This window comes from Cryobacterium sp. W22_MBD10_FK3 (genome assembly GCF_052113745.1).
GTDB lineage: Bacteria > Actinomycetota > Actinomycetes > Actinomycetales > Microbacteriaceae > Cryobacterium.
In genome coordinates, this window is record NZ_JBGQOH010000009.1 from 86,461 (window position 1) to 103,509 (window position 17,049).

Here is a 17,049-nt window from a genome sequence, read left to right on the forward strand (position 1 = left end):
TAGGCGCCGTGAAGTAGACGCCGTGACGTAGGCGCCCTTACGACCGCAAAGCCAGGGTGAACGGCAGCACCGCCGGGGCGCCCGCGCGGCGGAGCAACCGGCCGGCCACGGTAATGGTCCACCGGCTGTCGCCGAGGTCGTCCACCAGCAGCACCGGTCCGTCGGCGCCGGCGAGGTTCGTGGCGAGCTCCTGGCCCACCTCGAACGCGCCCCAGACGCTGGAGAGCCTGTAGGCGCTGTTGCCGCCGGACTCGCCGGTGGGCCCTGAACCGACCAGGCTGAGCGTGCCCAGCAGCGGCAACCGGCCCACCCGGCTGAGTTCGGCGGCGACCGAGGCCACCAGCTGCGGGTGCGCGCGGGACGGCATGGCCACCACGCCAACGGGCCGCTCGGCCCAGCCCCACTCGGCGAGCACCCGCACGCAGGCGGCCAGCAGCGCCGCCGAGGCGGGCGCATCCGGTGTGCCCGGCGCGAAGACGGCGCGCAGGGTGTTGCCCCAGCCCAGGTCGGTGAGCCTGGCCAGGGCGCGGCCGGGCAGCACCCGGTCGGCCGGGTCGATGCGGCCCTTGGCGGTGACGCCGAGCCTGTCGGCGCCGGTGGGCCACTGGGCGCGGGGGTCGACGGCCACGCCCACCCTGTCCAGGGCCGAACTGGCGGTGCTCGCGGCCTCGGCCAACACGTCGGTGGGATACCAGGGCGCCGCGCAGTTGTCGCAGCGACCGCAGGGCACCGCGGTGTCGTCGTCGAGGGCGCGCTGCAGGAATTCCATCCGGCAGCCGGTGATGCGTTCGTAGTCGAGCATGGCGTTCTGTTCGTTGACCCTGGCCGCGCCGATGCGCTCGTACCTGTCGCTGTCGTAGACCCAGGGCGCTCCGGTGGCCAGCCAGCCGCCGGTGACCCGGCGCACGGCGCCGTCGACGTCGAGGACCTTGAGCAGCAGCTCGAGCGGCGAGCGGCGGAGGTCGACCCTGGATTCCAGCGCCGGGGTCGACAGCGGAGCGCCGCCGGCCGCGTTCAACGCGTTGAGCACGGCTTCGGCCTTGTGCTGGCTCGGCATCGAGGAGGTGGCGAAGTACTGCCAGATGGCTTCGTCTTCGACGCCGGGCAGCAGCAGCACGTCGGCGTTCGCGGTGGCGCGGCCGGCGCGGCCGACCTGCTGGTAATAGGCGACCGGGCTGCTGGGAGCGCCGAGGTGCAGCACGAAGCCCAGGTCGGGTTTGTCGAAGCCCATGCCCAGGGCGCTGGTGGCCACGAGGGCCTTCACCCGGTTGGCCTTGAGCAGCCCCTCGGACTCCTCGCGTTCGGTGGTGTCGGTCTGCCCGGTGTATGCGCGCACCTCATGGCCGGCGTCGCGCAGCAGCCGGGCGGTGTCTTCGGCCGCCGAGACCGTGAGGGTGTAGATGATGCCGCTGCCGGGCAACTCGGCCAGGTGGCTGAGCAGCCAGGCCAGCCGGGCGCGGGAGTCGGGCAGGCGCAGCACGCCCAGCCGCAGCGAGGCCCGGGCGAGCGGGCCGCGGATGGTGACGACGTCCGTCCCACCACGAGCGACCTGCTCGGCCACATCCGTCACCACCCGGCTGTTGGCGGTGGCGGTGGTGGCCAGCACGGGCACGCCGGTGGGCATCGCCGCAATCAGGTCGCGCAGCCGCCGGTAGTCGGGTCTGAAGTCGTGGCCCCAGTCGGAGATGCAGTGCGCCTCGTCGACCACGAGCAGGCCGACCCGCTCGAGCAGCGCGGGCAGCTGTTCGTCGCGGAAGGAGGGGTTGTTCAACCGTTCGGGGGAGACCAGCAGCACGTCGACCTCGTCGGCGCGGAGCGCAGCGAGCACGTCGGTCCACTCGTGGGCGTTGGCGGAGTTGATCGACACCGCGCGCACACCGGCGCGGGCGGCGGCGGCCACCTGGTCCCGCATCAGCGCCAGCAGCGGTGACACCAGGATCGTGGGGCCGGCGCCCTGGCGGCGAAGCAGCAGGGTGGCGACGAAGTAGACGGCCGACTTGCCCCAGCCGGTGCGTTGCACCACGAGGGCGCGGCGGCGCTGGTCGACGAGCGTCTCGATGGCCTCGTACTGGCCCTCGTGGAAGTCGGCGTCCGGCCGGCCCACCAGGGTGCGCAGGATCTCGAGCGCAGCCGCGCGGGTGTCGGTCATGACTGGGCGTCGAGCCTGGCGGCCACATCGGCGGGGAACCCGCCGGTGGCGATCGGGCTCCATCGCGTGGGGGTGATCCTGATCAGGGACTTGTCTTGCAGGGCCATGGCCGCCCGGTACTCGTCCCAGTCCGGGTGTTCGCCGGCGATGCAGCGGTAGTAGTCGACGAGCCCGTCGGCGGCCTCGGGCATGTGCAGGATCTCGGCGGTGCCGTCGACCTGCACCCAGGCGCCGTTCCACTCCTCCGAGAGCACCAGCACCGAGGTCTGCGGGTCGCGTGCGGCGTTGCGGGTCTTGGCCCTGGACGGGTACGACGAGATCACCAGCCGGCCCGCGTCGTCTACCCCGCCGGACACCGGCGACATTTGCGGCCGGCCGTCGCTGCGCACGGTGGCCAGCAGCATCCGGTGCCGGGGCCTCACGAAATCGAGCAGGTCAGGCAGGGAGACTGTGGTGCTGGTTGCGACGTTTCTGGCCATACCTTCAGGCTAACGGAGCCCCCCGACACTCGTTCCTCACGGCGGGTCGAGCAGGAAATCATGGGTCTGCCCGGGGGAGAGTTGCGCCTCGCGACCCTCGACACGCACCCGGGTCGGGGCGATGCCGCCGGGGGACAGCGCCAGCCGCAGGTTGGTCGGCGTCACCTCCACCTGGATCGGCTGGTCGCGGTAGGTGATGCTGAAGTCGACCTTCTCCAGCCCGAGCGGCAGCACCGGGTGCAGCCAGAGCATGCCGTCCCGGATCTCGAGGCCCGTGTAGCATCGCACGACCATGTCGAGCGAGCCGGCCATCGCGCCCAGGTGGATGCCCTCGTGGGTGGTGCCGCCGGCCACGAGGTCGAGGTCGCTGTGGAGGGCCCGCACCAGCGAGCCCCAGGAGCGTCCGCGGTCGGCGCGGGCGTCGACCCAGGAGTGCACGACGTTGCTCAGCGTCGAGCCGTGCGTCGACCTGGTGCGGTAGAACTCGACGGTGCGCCGGACCTGGTCGGGGGAGAGCGAGTAGCCCAGCTCCTCGATCAGCTCGCGCAGTTCCTCCGCCGAGAACAGGTAGAGCAGCATCAGCACGTCGGCCTGCTTGGCCACCTGGTAGTTGTTGGTGCTGTCGCCCTCGGCGTTGAGGATGAGGTCGAGCCGGCCCAGGGAATGGTCTCTGCTGCCGTAGACGGTGCGGTAGTGCTCCCAGTCCAGCTCGGGCAGGCCCTCGTAGCCCTCGAACTGGCTGATCACGCCGTCGGTGTGGAAGACCAGCCGCAGCCGCCGGCCGATCTTCTCCCAGTTGCTCACCTCGTCGGGCCCGAGCCGCAGCCGGTTCCAGAGCGGCCGGCAGGACCGGCCCTCGAGCACGCCGATGGTCTCGACGGCGCGGCGCATCAGCCAGGCCACCAGAACGTTCGTGTACGCGTTGTTGCGCACCCCCTCGCCGGGATGGCCGGGCGGCCCGTCGTGGAACTCGTCCGGCCCCATCGTGCCGCCGATGTCGAACCTGTCCGCCTCCTCGTCGTATTCGGCAAGCGAGGCGAAGAACCTGGCGACCTCCAGCAGCAGCTCCGCGCCCTGCTCGATCAGGTATTCGACGTCGCCGGTGGCCTGGTAGTAGCCCCAGACGCTGTAGGCGACCGCCAGGCCCACGTGGTGCTGCAGGCCGGAGTGGTCGGGCATCCAGTGGTTGGTGCGCGGGTTGAAGAGCTCGGTGGGGGTGACGTCGCGGCCGTCGATGCCGCTCTGCCAGGGAAATCTGGCTCCGGCGTGGCCGGCGGCGCCTGCGGCTGCCCTGGCTTCGCCCAACCGGCGGTACCGGTAGCCCAGCAGCGCCCGGCTGAGGTCGGGCCGGCGCAGGGTGAGCACCGGGTAGACGAACATCTCGTCCCAGAACACGTGGCCGCGGTAGCCCTCTCCGTGCAACCCGCGGGCGGGCACGCCGGAGTCGAGGTCGGCATCCACCGCTGCCACGGTCTGCAGAACGTGGAAGGTGTTGAGGTTGACGGCGAGCGACAGCCGTGGGGCACTGTGCAGGTGCACCGCGAACTCGTCCCAGAGAATCTGCCAGGCCCGCTCGTGCGCGGCCAGGAGCTCGGCTGTCGCCGGCATGCGGCCGAGCCAGGTGGCAACCGCCGAGGCGGGGGAGACCACCGCGCGGTCCCTGGAGGTGCTCACCACGACGACCTTCTCGACCCGCACGGCCACGCCGCGCTCGAGGGTGAGGTCGAACTCGTGGGCGACCCAACGGCTGGAATCGGTGAGGAACCGGCGTTCGGGCTCGAGCAGGGCGCCACCGGAAAAGGCGCGGGTGCGGGCTGCCATGGCGATGTGGATCCCCGACCTGCTGGTCTCGACCTCGAGCAGCACCGCCTCCCCGCCCAGATCCCTGGTGCTGCCGGGGATCAGGTGCAGGTGGGCGAGCAGCCGGTCCGAGGTCACATTGCGGTTGGCCACCCGGCCGTCGATGGCCGAGCGCACGGTGAGCGGCCCCGACCAATCCTCGGCCACGAAGGTGGTCTCGAGCACCGCGACGTGCGGCGCAGCCTGCGACACGAATCGCCGGCTCTGCACCCGGGTGATGCGGCCGCGCGGGTCGCGGAACCGCATCAACCGGGTGAGCAGGCCGCGGCGCAGGTCGAGCTCCTGGCTGTAGTCGAGCAGGTCGGCGGTCTCCGGGTGGAACCAGCCCGTGTCGGGGGCCGCGAAGTCGCCCACGCTGCTGCTGCCCGGGCCGCCGCCGGTGCGGAACCAGAGCGACAGCCAGTTGGGGGCGTTCACCATGTGTTCGTCGTCGCGCACGTGTTCGCCGCCGGCGGCTTCACCGCGGTGCACCTCGGTGCTGAGCGGGTTGTAGACCCCGGCCAGGTAGGTGCCCGGGTAGTGCACGGAGTCCGTGCGGGCCTCCGGCGCCGCGCCGCGTGTGCCCCAGTAGCCGTTGCCGAGGGTGCAGAGCGCCTCCCGGTGTCCCTCGGCGGCGGGGTCGAAGCCGTCGAAGCGCAGCAGCCAGGGATCCTCGTCAAAGTGCTTCTCGGTCACGGTGGCCTCCTCGCCCGATCCCGAGGGTCGCACCGCTGGGCTCGGTTGTCGAGGTGCGGGTTGTCGAGGTGCCGGTTGTCGAGGTGCGGATGGTGGAGGTGCCGGTGGTGGAGGCGCGGATGGTTGGATGGACGCATGACTTCTCTCTCGGCCTACATCGACGACTTCGCCCGCTTCATCACCGCGTCGCCGTCGTCGTACCATGCGGCGGCGGAGGCGGCCCGGCGGCTCGACGACGCCGGTTTCGAGCGGAGGGACGAGGCGGAGGACTGGACCGCCACTACGAGCGCCGGCCGCTACTACGTGGTGCGGGATGGCGCCATCGTCGCCTGGGTGCAGCCGGCAGGGGCGACGCCGACCATGCCGTTTCGCATCCTCGGCTCGCACACCGACTCACCCGGATTCAAGCTCAAGCCCAAGCCGACCACGGGGTCCTTCGGCTGGTTACAGGCCGGCGTGGAGGTCTACGGCGGCCCGCTGGCCAACTCCTGGCTCGACCGGGAGCTCGAACTCGCCGGCCGGCTGGTCACCACCGACGGGGTGGAGCACCTCGTGCGCACCGGAGCGTTCCTGCGGATTCCGCAACTGGCCGTGCACCTGGACCGCACCGCGAACGAGGCGCTCTCCCTCGACCGGCAGCGGCACCTGAACCCGGTCTTCGGCGTGGGCGACCTGCGCCAGGCCGACCTGATCGGGCACCTGGCGGCGCTCGCCGGGGTGGACGGCGCCGACGTCGCCGGCTACGACATCCTCACCGCAGACACCAACCCGCCGGCCAGGTTCGGGCTCAACCACGAGCTGTTCGCCGCCGGCCGGATGGACAACCTCTCCTCGGTGCACGCCGGCCTGGTGGCGCTCATCGCGGCGTCCGAGAACGACGAGACCATCAATGTGCTGGCGGCGTTCGACCACGAGGAACTCGGTTCGCAGTCGCGGTCAGGGGCGAGCGGGCCGATGCTCGACGACATCCTCAGCCGCATCGGCGACGACCTCGGCGCCACGATGTCCGAGCGCAAGCGCGCCTACGCCGAGTCCTGGTGCGTCTCGGCCGACGCCGGCCACTCGGTGCACCCGAACTACCCCGAGCGGCACGACCCGGCCAACCTGCCGTTGGCCGGCCGGGGTCCGCTGCTGAAGATCAACGGCAACCAGCGCTACGCCACGGATGCGGCGGGTGCGGCCCTCTGGGCGCGCTGCAGCGCGGCGGCCGGAGTGCCGTATCAGGAGTTCGTCTCGAACAACACCGTGCCCTGCGGCTCCACGATCGGGCCGCTCACCGCGACCCGGCTGGGCATCCGCACCGTGGATGTGGGCATCCCGTTGCTGTCGATGCACTCGGCACGGGAGTTGGCGCACGTGAACGACCCGTTCAGCCTGTCGGCCGCGATCGGGGCGTTCTTCGCCGGCGCGTGACTACAGCCGCCCGGTGAGCCGGCCGTGCATGGCCCGGCTGCGCTCGTCGAGGCCGTGGAAGCTGACCGTGGCGCCGTGCTGGCGGTACTTGGTCTCGACCGAGTCGAGCACCGCCACCGTCGACGCGTCCCAGATCTGCGCCTGCGACAGGTCCACGTCGACCACGGCGGGGTCGACGCCGTAGGAGAACTGCTCCACGAGGTCGTTGCTGCTGCCGAAGAACAGCGGCCCGCTCACCGCGTAGCGCACCGAGAGACCGTCGTCGGCGAGGGTGCGGTCAACGCGCACGACGTGGGCCACCCGGCGGGCGAAGAGCACCATCGCCAGCACGACGCCGGCGACGATGCCGATGGCCAGGTTATGGGTGGCCACGACCACGATGACCGTGGTGAGCATCACGACGGTCTCCGGCACGGGCATCCGGCGCAGGGTGGCCGGGCGCACGCTGTGCCAGTTGACGGTGGTGACGGCCACGACCATCATCACGGCGGCCAGGGCCACCATGGGGATCTGCTCCATCAGGCCGCTGAGCGCGGTGACGAGCAGCAGCAGGAAGGCGCCGGCCACGAAGGTGGAGATGCGGGTGCGGGCCCGGCCGAGTTTCACGTTCACCACGGTCTGGCCGATCATGGCGCAGCCGGCGATGCCGCCGTAGAGACCGGCGAGCAGGTTGGCGATGCCGAGCGCCCACGCCTCCCGGCCCTTGGGGGAGCGGGTGTCGGTGATGTCGTCGACGAGCTTGGCGGTGAGCAGGGTCTCGACCAGGCCCACGAACGCCACGCTCAGCGCGGTGGGCCAGATGATCTGCAGGGTCTCCAGGTTCAACGGCACGTTGAGCGGCGTGATGTCGGGCAGGCCGCCGGAGACGTCGCCCTGGTCGCCCACGGTGGGCACGGCGAGGTGGGCGACCATGGTGATCGCGGTGACCACCACGATGGCCACGAGCGGTGCAGGCACCACCCTGGTGATGCGGGGCAGCCCGAGCACGATGACGATGGTGAGGGCAAACAACGGGTAGACCAGCCAGGGCACGTCGACAAGGTGCGGCACCTGGGCGACGAAGATCAGGATGCCCAGCGCGTTGACGAAACCGATCATCACCGACCGAGGGATGAACCGCATCAGCCGGGCCAGGCCCGTGACGCCGAAGAGGATCTGCACCAGCCCGGCCAGCAGCACCGCCGGCAGCAGGTATTCGACGCCGTGGTCCTTCACCAGCGGGGCCACCACGAGCGCGACGGCGCCGGCAGCGGCCGTGATCATGGCGGAGCGGCCGCCGAGGAACGACATCGAGACGGCCAGCACCACGGAGGCGATCAGGCTCACCTTGGGGTCGACGCCCGCGATGATCGAGAACGAGATCACCTCGGGGATGAGGGCCAGGGTGGCCACGACGCCGGCAAGCACCTCGACGCTGAGCGCCTTCGGCTCGCGCAGGGTGGCGCGCACCGTCGGCGGGGTGGGGGAGAGCGCGGTGTGGGGTCGTTGGGGCACCGTGCAACTGTAATCGGCGGGACGTGCTTTGGTATGCGACCAGGTATAGACAGTTGCACTATCCGATAGTTACACTATCTGCATGAGGATGGCGCAGCTCAGCACGACCAGCGGGGTTCCCGTGGCGACGATCAAGTACTACCTGCGGGAGGGGCTGCTGCCGGCGGGGGAGCGGCACGGCCCGAACCAGTCGTTGTACGGGCCGGAGCACCTGCGCCGGCTGAGCGTCATCCGGGGCCTGCTCGATGTGGGTGGACTCAGTATCGCTGCCGCCCGGCGGGTGATCGACGCCATCGACTCCGACCTGGGCCTCGCCCACACCTTCGACATCGCCCAGCGCACGGTCTCGCCCGAGATCGACCGCGAGACGCTGACGCCCGAGTCCGTGGCACAGGTCGACGAGGTGCTCAGTGGCTGGCACGTCTCGCCGGAGAACCCCGGCCGCCTGGCTGCTGCCCGTGTGCTGCAGACCTTCGCCGAGCTCGGCCAGCCCGACCTCAGCGGTTGGGTGCCCGGCTACGCTGCCGCGGCGCTCGCCGTGGCCGAGGCGGACCTCGACGAGGTCGACGCCAGAGACGACCGCGAATCCAAGACCGAGATGGTCGTCATCGGCACGGTGCTCGGCGACGCCCTGTTCGCGGCCCTCCGCCGCGCCGCGCAGGAACACGTCTCCTCCCAGCGTTACTCCGCACCACCCAACCCGTAAGCCACCCCCATCCCGACAGGAGTCCGTCATCATGGCCAGCACTCGCACCGGAACCGGAACCACCTTTCGTAGCACCCTGCTCACCGGCCCCGCACTCGGCGCCCCGCCCGCCATCCGTTGGCACCGGCCGCTGCTCTGGCTGGCGGTGGCCATGGGAGTCGTTGCCGCCGCGGCCCTGGTGGGCCTCGCCGTCGATCCCCGCGTCATCACCGGCGCCCCGCTCTGGGCCAAGCCGCTCAAGTTCGCCATTTCGGTGGGCATCTACGCGGTGACCCTGTCCTGGCTGATCGGGCTGCTGCCCGGCACGTTCGCCAGGCGCCGCCGCCTGGCCTGGTGGGCCGGCACGGTGGCCGCGACCTTCCTCGTCGTGGAGATGGTGATCATCGTGGGAGCGGCCGCGGCCGGCTTGACCAGCCACTTCAACGTGTCCACGGGGTTCCACGCGGCGCTCTGGTCGATCATGGCGGCTTCGATCGTCACGGTCTGGGTCGCGGCCGTGCCCATCGCCATCCTGCTCCTCCGCACCGACCTGGGTGACCCGGCCAGGGCCCTCGCGATCCGCTCCGGGCTGCTCATCGCCCTCGTGGGCATGGGCCTGGCGTTCCTGATGACCGGGCCAACCGCCGCCCAGCTCGATGACTATCAGGGCATCGTCGGCGCGCACACCGTCGGCGTCGCCGACGGCGGCCCGAGCCTGCCGCTCGTGGGCTGGAGCACCGTGGCCGGCGACCTGCGCATCCCGCACTTCGTGGGGATGCACGCCCTGCAGGTGCTGCCGCTGGCGGCCCTGTTGCTCGAGGCGCTCGCCCGGCGGATGCCCGTTCTCGCGCGTCCACTGGCCCGCAGCGGCATCCTGCGCGCGCTGGTGGGTCTCTACCTGGGTGTGCTGGCCCTGGTGACCGGCCAAGCCCTCGCCGGCCAGTCGATCGTGGCGCCGAGCGCCCTGGTGGTGGGCCTGGCGGCGGGCCTGTTCGCCGCCACCGCCGCAGCCATCACCCTCACCCTGCGCCGAGAATCCCGCCGTTAGCTCACACCCAGGCGGGCGATGCGGGCCCGGGCGGCGTCTTCGGAGGTGGAGGAGGCGCCGAGCAGCAGGCGCACCAGGCCGAGCACCGCGCCGGTGGCCCAGATCACGGGCAGGGGAGACCGGCGAAGGCCCAGCATCCGCCGGTATTCGACCGGGATCGAGGCCACGGCACCGGCGAACATGATGCGGTAGAACGGCATCATGCCGCGCCGGAGCGGCGGGTTGCGGATGAACCGCACGGCCTCGGCCACCCTGTCGCCGCCCGTCAGCACCCCGGCGTCGGAGAACGCCGTCAGCTGCGCGGCGAGCTCGGCGCCGGAGCGGGGCGGGTTCTGCACACCCACCAGCTCGCCGGCCTTCGCCCACTCCCGCACGTACCGGTCGGCGCCGCCCGGGATGGGCCCGCCCCAGAGCTTGTGGCTGGCCAGGAAGGCATCCGTGAAGACCACGTGCACCCAGGAGAGCAGCTCGGGGTCACCCGCCGAGTACGGTCGCTCGAGACCGTTGGCGTCCAGGTAGGTGCCCACCACCCTGTTGTGAAACCTGCCGACCCGGCTGGATTCGTGTTCGGCCTGTTCGGTGGCGGCGAACGTCACCGTGACCAGCCACTGGATGGTGCCGCTGAGCCGGCCGAGCGGATCCTCCCGGTACCTGGACCAGTCGTGCACCCCGGCCATGGCGCCGGGATGCAGGGTCTGCATCAACAGCGCGCGGATGCCCGCGACCATGGTGGCCATGCCGCCGTGCACCGCCCATGACGCCGAGCCCGGCCCGAAGAAGCCGGCGTCGTCGCCCTCGGCCATGGTGCCCACCCAGGCCGGCCGGCCCTCGTCGTTGCCCGAGAGGGTCACCAGCAGGTGCGACCGCCAACTGTTCACGAATCCATCCACGAGGCCAGTCATTCTTCGAACCCTAATCGAGAAGACCGGACGGATGGCTGGGGATGCGCCGTAAACTCCGCTCATGAGAATCGAGAACATCGAGCTGCGCCGGGTGAGCCTGCCGTTGGTGCGGCCGTTCCGCACCTCGTTCGGCACCATCACCGAGCGCCAGATCTCCCTCGTGCACGTGTCGACCGCCGGCGCCGAGGGATGGGCGGAGTGCGCGGCCGAGGTGCGTCCGCTGTACAGCTCGGAGTTCATCGACGGCAGCGACCTGGTGATCCGGGACCACCTCATTCCCCGGCTGCAGGCTCTCGGCGACGCACTCACCGCCGAACGGGTGGGCGGTGCGCTCGCGGCCGTGAAGGGCCACCAGATGTCGAAGGCCGTGCTCGAGGCAGCGATCCTGGACGCCCAGCTGCGGGAGAGCGGGCAGTCCTTCGGCGGTTACCTCGGCGCCGTGCACGACCGAGTGCCGGCCGGCGTCTCGGTGGGCATCATGGACTCCATCGAAGAACTGCTCACGAACGTCGAGGAATACCTTGCCCAGGGCTACCTGCGCATCAAGCTCAAGATCGAACCGGGCTGGGACCTCGCCCCGGTGCGGGCCGTGCGCGAACGGTTCGGCCCCGAGCTGCTGCTGCAGGTCGACGCGAACACCGCGTACACGCTCGCGGATGCGCGGCACCTGGCCAGGCTCGACCCGTTCGACCTGCTCCTGATCGAGCAGCCGCTGGGCGAGCGGGATCTGCTCGGCCATGCGGCGTTGGCGCGGCTGATCTCCACCCCGGTGTGCCTGGACGAGTCGATCGAGTCGGCGCAGGATGCCGCCGCGGCCATCAGCCTGGGCGCGTGCAGCATCATCAATGTGAAGCCCTCACGAGTGGGCGGCTACCTGGAGGCGCGGCGCATCCACGACGTGGCGGCCGCGCACGGGGTGCCGGTCTGGTGCGGCGGGATGCTGGAAACCGGCATCGGCCGGGCCGCCAATGTGGCGCTGGCCGGCCTGCCGAACTTTGTGCTGCCGGGGGACACCTCCGCCTCCGACCGCTACTACGCCCAGGACCTCACCGCCCCGTTCGTGCTCGAGAACGGGCACCTGCGGGTGCCGACCGGCCCAGGCACCGGGGTGGCGGTGCTGCCGGACGTGCTGGCCGAGGTGACCAGGTCGCGCCAGGACATCCGCTTCTAGCCGAGGCCCGGTCGCGGTCGTATGCTGGCCGGGTCTGTGCCGTGGCAGCGTGCCATGGCCCGAAACGAGAGGATCCGCCATGGACATGAAGATCGAGCTCGTCTACATTCCGGTGACCGACGTCGACAAAGCCAAGAAGTTCTACGTGGACCAGCTGGGCTTCAACGCCGACTACGACCAGACCGTGAACGAGAACCTGAGGTTCGTGCAGCTGACCCCGCCCGGTTCGGCCTGTTCCATCGCCCTCGGCCTCGGCCTGACCGACATGCAGCCCGGCTGGCAGCGCGGACTGCAGATGGTGATCGCCGACGCGGACGCCGCCAGGGCTCAACTGCTGGCCGCCGGCGTCGAGGCCAGCGACGTGGACGAGCAGGCCTGGGGCCGTTTTGTCTACTTCTCCGACCCCGACGGCAACACCTGGGCGCTGCAGCAGCTGCCGCCGCGGGACTAGGCCAATACGCTGGTCGGATGCCCTCCTACCGCGTGATCATGTCCATCGGCGCCCTGCAACCCGGTGTGCGACCGGATGCCGTGCTGCCGGCCGCGGCGGCGGCCGCGGCGGAACTCGCCACGGTGGAGGCCTCCGACCTGGCCGTGGTGGCCGGATCTGCCCGCGCCACCGTGCGGTTCACCGCCGACGACGGTGCCGCTGCCGTGACCATCGGCGACCACGTCGTGACGCGGACCCGGCTGGTCGCCGTGCCGGTGAGCTGGCTGGTCACCGAGAGGGTGAAGGGGCGCTGGCTGCCGGTGCGCTGACCGCGGCGGCCCGCAACAGGTCGTCGCCACGACGCTGCTCCAGCCGGGCCGGCGCGATGATGGTGCCCCGACGGCCGTCGACGACCAGGGGGTCGGCGGCGCCGAGCACCTGGCTGCGCACGGTGCCGAAGCGGTGCCAGAGTGATGCCGTCCAGGCGCAGAGCAGGGCGTCGATCAGGTCTTCGCGGTGCTTGTATGCGGTGTCGGTCAGTGGCGTGGGCTCGGTGACCAGCCTGTCTGCGGCCTCATGTGTGCTGAGGTCCATCGGCGGCGAGGCCTCGTGCAGCCGCCAGATCCGCTCGATCAGGTCGTCGCAGACCACGGCCCGCTCGGCGCGGCGTTCCCCGATCGGCAGCGCCGAACCCATCCGCTTGTAGCGCGGCCGCAACTGGCCGTAGCCGAACTCTTCGGCGCCGACCAGGGTGGTGTACGGGTAGCACTCGAACAGGGTTGCGGCCCCCGGTGTCACGGGATCGAGCCCATCCGAGTAGGCCCAGCCCAGCTGCTCGAGCCGTCCGCGCAGGGTCACGCCGCCCAGGCGGGGCAGGGCCTGATTGGACGCGTTGGCGGACACGTGCCAGCGACCGTAGCGCGAGCCGGTTTCCCGCTCGCAGTCGCGCATCCCGGTGGGGTTGTTCACCACCAGCGGGGCGTCGACGGCGAGCACGGCGCCGGGTTCGACCATCGACTGCACCCAGTGCACGACCTCGTCGATGCCGCGGGCCCAGCCCGCATCGATCACCCGACCCGTGTCGTCGATGCAGGCGAGCCCGCTCTCGTTGGCCGGTTTCGCCGTCGTGCCCTCTGCCCAAGCCAGATCCACCCCGAGGAATCGCGTCATGTGGTCATAGATACCACGTCACCCCCGAGTGCGGGTCAGGCGTAGGATTTTCAGGTTGCTCACACAGCGCACACAACAGGGGATACGGGGGAAGTGGCGATGACAGACACGACAGGATCGAAGGCGGACCGGATTCAGGACAAACCGGCGACAAACCGCAAGGTCATCGCCCTGGCCATCGCCGGCGCGTTCGGAGGGTTCCTGTTCGGATTCGACTCCTCGGTGATCAACGGCGCGGTCGAGGCGATTCAGGGCCAGTTCGGCCTCACCGAAGCCATCACGGGGTTCGCCGTCGCCAGCGCCTTGCTCGGCGCGGCAACCGGCGCCTTCCTCGGTGGACGGTTCGCCGACACGTACGGCCGCATCCCGGTGATGCTCGTGGGCGCGATCGTGTTCCTGGCCAGCTCCATCGGCTCCGGCCTGGCGTTCGGCGTGATCGACCTCATCGTGTGGCGGGTGGTCGGCGGCATCGGCATCGGGCTCGCCTCGGTCGTCGCGCCCGCCTACATCGCCGAGATCTCGCCGCGTCAGATGCGCGGCCGGCTGGGCTCCCTGCAGCAGCTCTCCATCACCATCGGTATCTTCGCCGCGCTGCTCTCGGACGCCGTGTTCGCCACGACGGCCGGCGGCGCGAGCGAGATCTTCTGGTGGGGCCTGGAGGCCTGGCGCTGGATGTTCCTGATCGCCGCGATTCCCGCCATCGTCTACGGCGTGATCGCGCTGCTGCTGCCCGAGTCGCCGCGGTACCTGGTGCTGCACGACAAGGAGCAGAAGGCTCGTGAGGTGCTGCACAAAGTGTGGCCGAACGGCGACGTCGACCGGGAACTGCGCGACATGAAGGCGTCCATCGACGACGACATCCGGGCCAAGCGCACCGGGTCGCTGCGGGGTGCGGCCTTCGGCCTCAAGCCCATCGTCTGGGTGGGCATCATCCTGTCGGTGTTCCAGCAGTTCGTGGGCATCAACGTGATCTTCTACTACTCGACCACGCTGTGGAGCGCGGTGGGCTTCGAGGAATCCAGCTCGCTGGCGATCTCGGTGGCCACCTCGGTGACGAACATCCTGGTCACGCTGGTGGCGATCGCCCTGGTCGACCGGATCGGCCGCCGGCCCATTCTGCTCAGCGGCTCGATCGGCATGACGGTGTCGTTGGCCACCATGGCCGTGGCGTTCAGCCAGTCGGTCATGGTCGACGGCGAACTCGCCCTGCAGGGCGTCTGGGGCCCGATCGCGCTGGTCGCCGCGAACGTCTTCGTCATCTCGTTCGGCGCCTCCTGGGGACCGGTCGTCTGGGTGCTGCTGGGCGAGATCTTCCCCAACACCATCCGCGCCAAGGCCCTCGGCCTGGCCGCGGCGGCGCAGTGGATCGCGAACTTCCTGATCACCGTGACGTTCCCGACAATGTCGGCCTGGTCGCTGCCGCTCACCTACGGTATGTACGCCCTGTTCGCCGGCCTGTCCTTCCTGTTCGTGCTCACCAAGGTGCCCGAGACCAACGGCATGTCGCTCGACGAGGCGAACACGCTGCTGCCGAACAAGAACGCGGCCAAGCCGAAGCCGAAGATGCGGCGTTAGCTAGATCAGGTCGCGGAGCAACTCTTCGGGGCTGACTCCGCGGCTGGTCGCCCGGCGCTTGAGCCGGCCGAGTTCCTCGGTGCTCAGCGACACCTGCACGGTGTGCGGGCGGTCATCCTCGAAGTCGAACAGGCCCAGATTGGCGGATGCCTTCGGTGCGGCGGCTTTGGCAGGCGCAACTTTGGCAGGCGCGGCTGTGGCAGGCGCGGCTGTGGCAGGCGCGGACTTCGCCCGCGCAGCCGACGCCGTCGGAGCCGGCCCGCCGGCCACGAAGCCCGGTCCGGCCGGGATAGACGCGTTCCGCTGATAGGCCTCGGACACCGCGCGGGCGCGGGAGTCTGCGGCCTCGTTGAGCGGGTGGTTGGCGTGGCCCTTGACCCACTCGAACCTGTACTTGCGGCCCGCCAGGGCCTCGTCCAGCTCCTGCAGCAGGTCGAGGTTCAGCACGGGTTTGCCGTCGGCCTTGCGCCAGCCCTTGGCCTTCCAGCCACGCATCCACTTGGTGATGGCGTTGATCACGTACTGGCTGTCGCAGAGCACGAGCAGGTCGTCGTCTACGTGTGCGGTGGCCCGGAACAGCTCGAGCACGGCCTTGAGCTCGCCCTGGTTGTTGGTGGCGTGCTTCCACCCGCCGGCGGCCCAGTTATTGTCGTCGATGTACCAGGCCCAGCCGGCCGGTCCGGGGTTGCCGAGGGCCGAGCCGTCGGCGGCAGCGGTGATTGTCATGGGAGCCTTTCGAAACGCAGGTGGGACGGGCTCTAGTCTGCCAGCGCTGGCTAGCCCTGGATGCAGGTACCGGACGAGACCGCGCCGGTGAGGCCGGCGGCCTGCTCGACGACCGGGGTCACCTCGGACATCGCCAGGGCGTAGCCCACGTTGGCGGTGTTGGCCGCCTTGGCGAAGATCACGCCGGCCACGCGGCCGTCGGCACTGAGCAGCGGACCGCCCGATTCGCCCTGCTGAACGTCGGCGGCGAGCGTGTAGACGGCCCGGTCGGTGGGCGACTGGCCGTAGATGTCGGCGACGAGCACCGAGCCGAGCGACATGACCCTGGCCGGGTCGGAGTCGAACGGTCCACCGAACGGGTAGCCGAGGCTGACGCCCTCGCTGTCCACGGCGAGGTCGCCCTGCAGGGTGAGCGGTGCGGCGGCCAGGCCGGGCACGGCGATGATCGCCAGGTCGTCGACGGGGTCGAAGTAGACGATCCGGCCGGTCAGGGCGCCGGCGCCCGGCACCTCCACGACGGCTTCGGTGACTCCGGCCACGACGTGGGCGTTGGTCATCACCCGTTCGGGGGCGATGACGAAGCCCGACCCGGACTGGCTCTGACCGCAGGCCACGGCGTTGCCGGTGATGCGCAGCACCGATGCCGCGGCGGTGTCGAGAGCGGCGTTGTCGAGCTGGGCCTCCGGCAGGGTCGGGCTCTGCCCGCCGAACGCGTCCGCGATCAGGGGCAGGCCGTCGTCGACGACGGTGGAGCGGAGCTCTGCGAGGAAGCTCTTCACCGGGTCGGGGGTCACGGAGTCGATGGTGCGCACGACCCCTGAGGAGGCGATCGCTGAGGTGAGGAGTGGAATGCCGAGGGCGCCGACGCTGAACGCGACCATCGACATGACCGCGGCCGCGGCGGCCACGCCGATCACGGCACCGAAGAGCCTGTCGATGCCGCGCAGTTTGCGGGGCGTGCGGCGGCGGAGGGCCAGGCCGATGGCCTCGCCCACGGTGAGTCCAACGACCACGAGCACCAGCGCCGCAGCGATGGATGCCGCGGTGCGCCATTCGGCGGCGGGCACCCAGGTGGGCACCAACGGCACCACGAAGTAGGCGGCCACAGCGCCGGCGACCAGGCCGAGCAGCCCGCTGATGCTGCCGATCAGGCCACTGCGGTAGCCCGCGCCCAGGCTGGCGACGAGCAGAACGACCAGAACGACGTCGAGGATGACCGATCCCTGCATGCACGCTCCCGTGGGTCTTGAAGTGGCGTGAATTCCGCCGGGT

At 70.6% G+C, this 17,049-nt stretch carries 15 protein-coding genes; 7 read left to right on the forward strand and 8 right to left on the reverse strand.

The window, feature by feature from the left end:
• Positions 1-37: 37 nt before the first annotated feature.
• Genes ACEN2M_RS11010 through ACEN2M_RS11020 form a run of 3 tightly spaced genes read right to left on the reverse strand, consistent with a single transcriptional unit; the run spans position 38 to position 5,163 of the window.
• On the reverse strand, positions 38-2,149 hold the full coding sequence (locus ACEN2M_RS11010) for a RecQ family ATP-dependent DNA helicase (RefSeq protein WP_441648167.1): 2,112 nt from the start codon (positions 2,147-2,149) through the stop codon (positions 38-40).
• A complete protein-coding gene (locus ACEN2M_RS11015; protein ID WP_441648168.1) occupies positions 2,146-2,628 on the reverse strand; it encodes a PPOX class F420-dependent oxidoreductase in 483 nt (160 codons plus the stop codon). The genes ACEN2M_RS11010 and ACEN2M_RS11015 overlap by 4 nt, the downstream gene beginning before the upstream one ends.
• 36 nt (positions 2,629-2,664) lie before the next feature.
• On the reverse strand, positions 2,665-5,163 hold the full coding sequence (locus ACEN2M_RS11020) for a glycoside hydrolase family 65 protein (RefSeq protein WP_441648169.1): 2,499 nt from the start codon (positions 5,161-5,163) through the stop codon (positions 2,665-2,667).
• A gap of 135 nt (positions 5,164-5,298) precedes the next feature.
• On the opposite strand from ACEN2M_RS11020, the gene ACEN2M_RS11025 reads away from it, so the two are divergent.
• Positions 5,299-6,576 (forward strand): M18 family aminopeptidase, encoded by a 1,278-nt coding sequence (locus tag ACEN2M_RS11025; RefSeq protein WP_441648170.1) that lies wholly within the window; start codon positions 5,299-5,301, stop codon positions 6,574-6,576.
• On the opposite strand, the gene ACEN2M_RS11030 is transcribed toward ACEN2M_RS11025, so the two are convergent.
• On the reverse strand, positions 6,577-8,070 hold the full coding sequence (locus ACEN2M_RS11030) for a SulP family inorganic anion transporter (protein WP_441648171.1): 1,494 nt from the start codon (positions 8,068-8,070) through the stop codon (positions 6,577-6,579).
• 82 nt (positions 8,071-8,152) lie between these two features.
• Here ACEN2M_RS11030 and ACEN2M_RS11035 point away from each other — a divergent pair, with 82 nt between their 5' ends.
• Together ACEN2M_RS11035 and ACEN2M_RS11040 are read left to right on the forward strand one after the other, a co-directional pair.
• Positions 8,153-8,776, forward strand: coding sequence for a MerR family transcriptional regulator (locus tag ACEN2M_RS11035; protein WP_441648172.1), 624 nt, complete (start codon positions 8,153-8,155; stop codon positions 8,774-8,776).
• Positions 8,777-8,807: 31 nt separating this feature from the next.
• Positions 8,808-9,803 (forward strand): hypothetical protein, encoded by a 996-nt coding sequence (locus ACEN2M_RS11040; protein WP_441648173.1) that lies wholly within the window; start codon positions 8,808-8,810, stop codon positions 9,801-9,803.
• Here the strand turns inward: ACEN2M_RS11040 and ACEN2M_RS11045 are convergent.
• Positions 9,800-10,705, reverse strand: a complete 906-nt coding sequence (locus ACEN2M_RS11045; protein ID WP_441648174.1) for an oxygenase MpaB family protein — start codon at positions 10,703-10,705, stop codon at positions 9,800-9,802. The two genes, ACEN2M_RS11040 and ACEN2M_RS11045, sit on opposite strands and share 4 nt — an antisense overlap.
• Before the next feature lie 61 nt (positions 10,706-10,766).
• Between ACEN2M_RS11045 and menC the strand changes: the two genes are divergently transcribed.
• The 3 genes from menC to ACEN2M_RS11060 all read left to right on the forward strand — a co-directional run bounded on the left by menC (position 10,767) and on the right by ACEN2M_RS11060 (position 12,635).
• Positions 10,767-11,876, forward strand: coding sequence for an o-succinylbenzoate synthase (gene menC, locus ACEN2M_RS11050; protein ID WP_441648175.1), 1,110 nt, complete (start codon positions 10,767-10,769; stop codon positions 11,874-11,876).
• Between the two features lie 79 nt (positions 11,877-11,955).
• Entirely contained in the window at positions 11,956-12,327 is a 372-nt protein-coding gene (locus ACEN2M_RS11055) for a glyoxalase superfamily protein (RefSeq protein ID WP_441648176.1), read from the forward strand.
• 17 nt (positions 12,328-12,344) lie between these two features.
• Positions 12,345-12,635, forward strand: coding sequence for a hypothetical protein (locus tag ACEN2M_RS11060; RefSeq protein ID WP_441648177.1), 291 nt, complete (start codon positions 12,345-12,347; stop codon positions 12,633-12,635).
• Here ACEN2M_RS11060 and ACEN2M_RS11065 read toward each other — a convergent pair.
• Positions 12,595-13,476, reverse strand: a complete 882-nt coding sequence (locus ACEN2M_RS11065) for a DUF429 domain-containing protein (protein WP_441648178.1) — start codon at positions 13,474-13,476, stop codon at positions 12,595-12,597. The two genes, ACEN2M_RS11060 and ACEN2M_RS11065, sit on opposite strands and share 41 nt — an antisense overlap.
• A gap of 99 nt (positions 13,477-13,575) precedes the next feature.
• Between ACEN2M_RS11065 and ACEN2M_RS11070 the strand changes: the two genes are divergently transcribed.
• Positions 13,576-15,051 (forward strand): sugar porter family MFS transporter, encoded by a 1,476-nt coding sequence (locus ACEN2M_RS11070; RefSeq protein ID WP_441648179.1) that lies wholly within the window; start codon positions 13,576-13,578, stop codon positions 15,049-15,051.
• On the opposite strand, the gene ACEN2M_RS11075 is transcribed toward ACEN2M_RS11070, so the two are convergent.
• Together ACEN2M_RS11075 and ACEN2M_RS11080 are read right to left on the reverse strand one after the other, a co-directional pair.
• Positions 15,052-15,777, reverse strand: coding sequence for an RNase H family protein (locus ACEN2M_RS11075; protein ID WP_441648180.1), 726 nt, complete (start codon positions 15,775-15,777; stop codon positions 15,052-15,054).
• A 50-nt stretch (positions 15,778-15,827) separates the two neighbouring features.
• The gene (locus ACEN2M_RS11080) at positions 15,828-17,006 is read right to left on the reverse strand and encodes a MarP family serine protease (RefSeq protein ID WP_441648181.1); all 1,179 of its coding nucleotides are present in this window, start codon (positions 17,004-17,006) and stop codon (positions 15,828-15,830) included.
• Positions 17,007-17,049: the final 43 nt, after the last annotated feature.